This is a genomic window from Blastomonas sp. (genome assembly GCF_041747255.1).
Taxonomy (GTDB): Bacteria; Pseudomonadota; Alphaproteobacteria; order Sphingomonadales; family Sphingomonadaceae; genus Blastomonas.
In genome coordinates this window covers 1-1,988 of record NZ_JBGTFM010000170.1, presented here as the reverse complement: position 1 = coordinate 1,988, position 1,988 = coordinate 1, and the positions used below count along the sequence as shown (strand labels likewise).

2 protein-coding genes are annotated in these 1,988 nt (G+C 58.6%); one reads left to right on the top strand and one right to left on the bottom strand.

What is annotated here, in order from left to right; translation table 11 throughout:
- On the top strand, window positions 1–999 hold a 999-nt coding region (locus ACEW8G_RS06125), incomplete at its 5' end, for a type II toxin-antitoxin system HipA family toxin (RefSeq protein WP_373487555.1).
- Between the two features lie 315 nt (window positions 1,000–1,314).
- Here ACEW8G_RS06125 and ACEW8G_RS06120 read toward each other — a convergent pair.
- Window positions 1,315–1,599 carry an SWIB/MDM2 domain-containing protein gene (locus ACEW8G_RS06120; protein ID WP_373487554.1) on the bottom strand — a complete coding sequence of 95 codons (285 nt, stop codon included), beginning with the start codon at window positions 1,597–1,599 and terminating at the stop codon, window positions 1,315–1,317.
- Window positions 1,600–1,988: the final 389 nt, after the last annotated feature.

Here is a 1,988-nt window from a genome sequence, read left to right as displayed (position 1 = left end):
CTTTGCTATACTGGCACACGCGGTATGGGCGCGCTTGAGTTTCTGCCCGCTCAAGAACCCGTATCGACGGTCGCGGCCTCAGTCGAGATCGAGGCGCTGGTCAGGCTCGCGTCCGAAGTGCTCGTCAATCGCAAGGATCTGCGTGTTACGTTCGCGAGCGACGAAAAGGCAGAAGCGCTGCGTGAAATTCTGCGCGTCGGCACCTCCGCCGGTGGCGCACGCGCCAAGGCAATTATCGCCTGGAACCCCGACACCAACGAAGTTCGCTCAGGGCAAGTCCAAGCGCCGGACGGCTTTGGCTATTGGCTTATGAAGTTCGATGGCGTCGCCAATAACAAGGATCACGAGCTCGCCGACCCCAAGGGGTTCGGGACGATCGAATTCGCTTACTCGAAAATGGCGGCGGCAGCCGGCGTCGAGATGACCGAATGCCGCCTGTTCGACGAAGGCGGTCGCCGACACTTTATGACCCGCCGATTCGACCGGCTTGCCAATGGGGACAAGCTGCACATGCAGTCGCTAGCTGCCCTTGCTCATCTGGATTTCAATGAGCCGCGCGCTAATGCGTATGAGCAGGCATTCACGACGATCCGTGAACTGGGACTTGGTCAGGACACGCTCGACCAGCAGTTTCGTCGAGCTGTGTTCAACATTATCGGACGCAACCAGGATGACCACGTCAAGAACATTGCTTTCCTGATGGATATCACGGGCGCCTGGCGGCTCGCGCCGGCATTCGATATCGCCTACGCCTACAATCCAGGCGGCGATTGGACTTCGCAGCACCAGATGTCGTTGGCGGGCCTGCGCAATAATTTCACACTCGACAGCCTGATCGCCGGCGGCAAATCAGCTGGTGTATCGGCGCGAGCTGTGAAGGCGGTGGTCAGCGAGGTTACCGAGGCCATCATGCAGTGGCGTGTCATCGCCACCGATGTTGGTGTGCCGCCCAACTTTGTCGATGACGTCGAAGCCAATCTGCGGTTCGCTATTCGATAATCCGGGAGCGGGCCACGCTTCCGCCGCGCCGCCACCTGGTGTAAATCGGCGTCCAAACCGGGACGCCTGTAATCTTGCCGCTAAGCGACTGATGAGCCCAGAAGAAAGCCTGATTGGAGAGTGTCCCAAGCGGGGGCAGGTTTCACGACAAGTTGCTCTTCTAAATCGTTAACCACCACATCCGCATCAATCGCATCGGTGCTCGTCGCTCCCGTGATTACCCCCATGTTTTCTGTTCCGTTGCTACTCAGGCCCTGTGAAAGGCACGAGTGCCTGCGCAACCAAAATCGAGCACGCGAAGCGTGGCGATCGATCCTACTTCAAGTGCTGCGCGAGATACTTGTTCATCTCGAACATCGTGCAGCTGTCGCGCCCGAACACCTTCTTGAGCGCGGCGTCCGCAAGGATCTCGCGCTTGTTCGCCGGGTTTTGCAGATTGTGGGTCCGAATATAGTCCCATACCTTGCTGACGACCTGCCCCCGCGGCAGCGGTTCTGCTCCAACAATAGCTGCCAGTTCGGGCGATGGCGTCAACGGTTTCATCAAGGCAGGGGAAGCCGCCCGCTTGGCGGTTGGCGTAGGCTTGGAAGGTGTTGCCATAAGGGTCCTCTCAACTGACAGTAAAAGTTCTCCGAAGCAAGCTGCCCCAGATTGACACACCGCGCAACGGCAGGCGGCCGGACCAAGATTAGATTGTTGACGGATTTTGGCGGCTATTGGCCTTTCTGAGATGGACACTGCCCACACATTCAGCTCCAGCGCTTCACCAGAACTGGCGCCGCGTCATGGGCAAGCCGCGCTTGGCATTCGCCGCTTCGAGACTGGATCAGGTTCTGTAGAATGGCGTTGATCATGCGGGCCAGTTCAAACGCAAATCTTCGCAACGGGCAATGCACCGTCTGCCTTGTTACCATTCGATGCCACAGATGAGTTGTCCTCCGGTCCCCTTACGGACATCGCTGGTACGGCTGCTGTCGACCCAGTTGTCG

What these genes read in the sequence shown, in the direction of transcription:
- ACEW8G_RS06120 (WP_373487554.1), bottom strand. Translation starts at nt 1,599, where the DNA reads ATGGCAACACCTTCCAAGCCTACGCCAACCGCCAAGCGGGCGGCTTCC.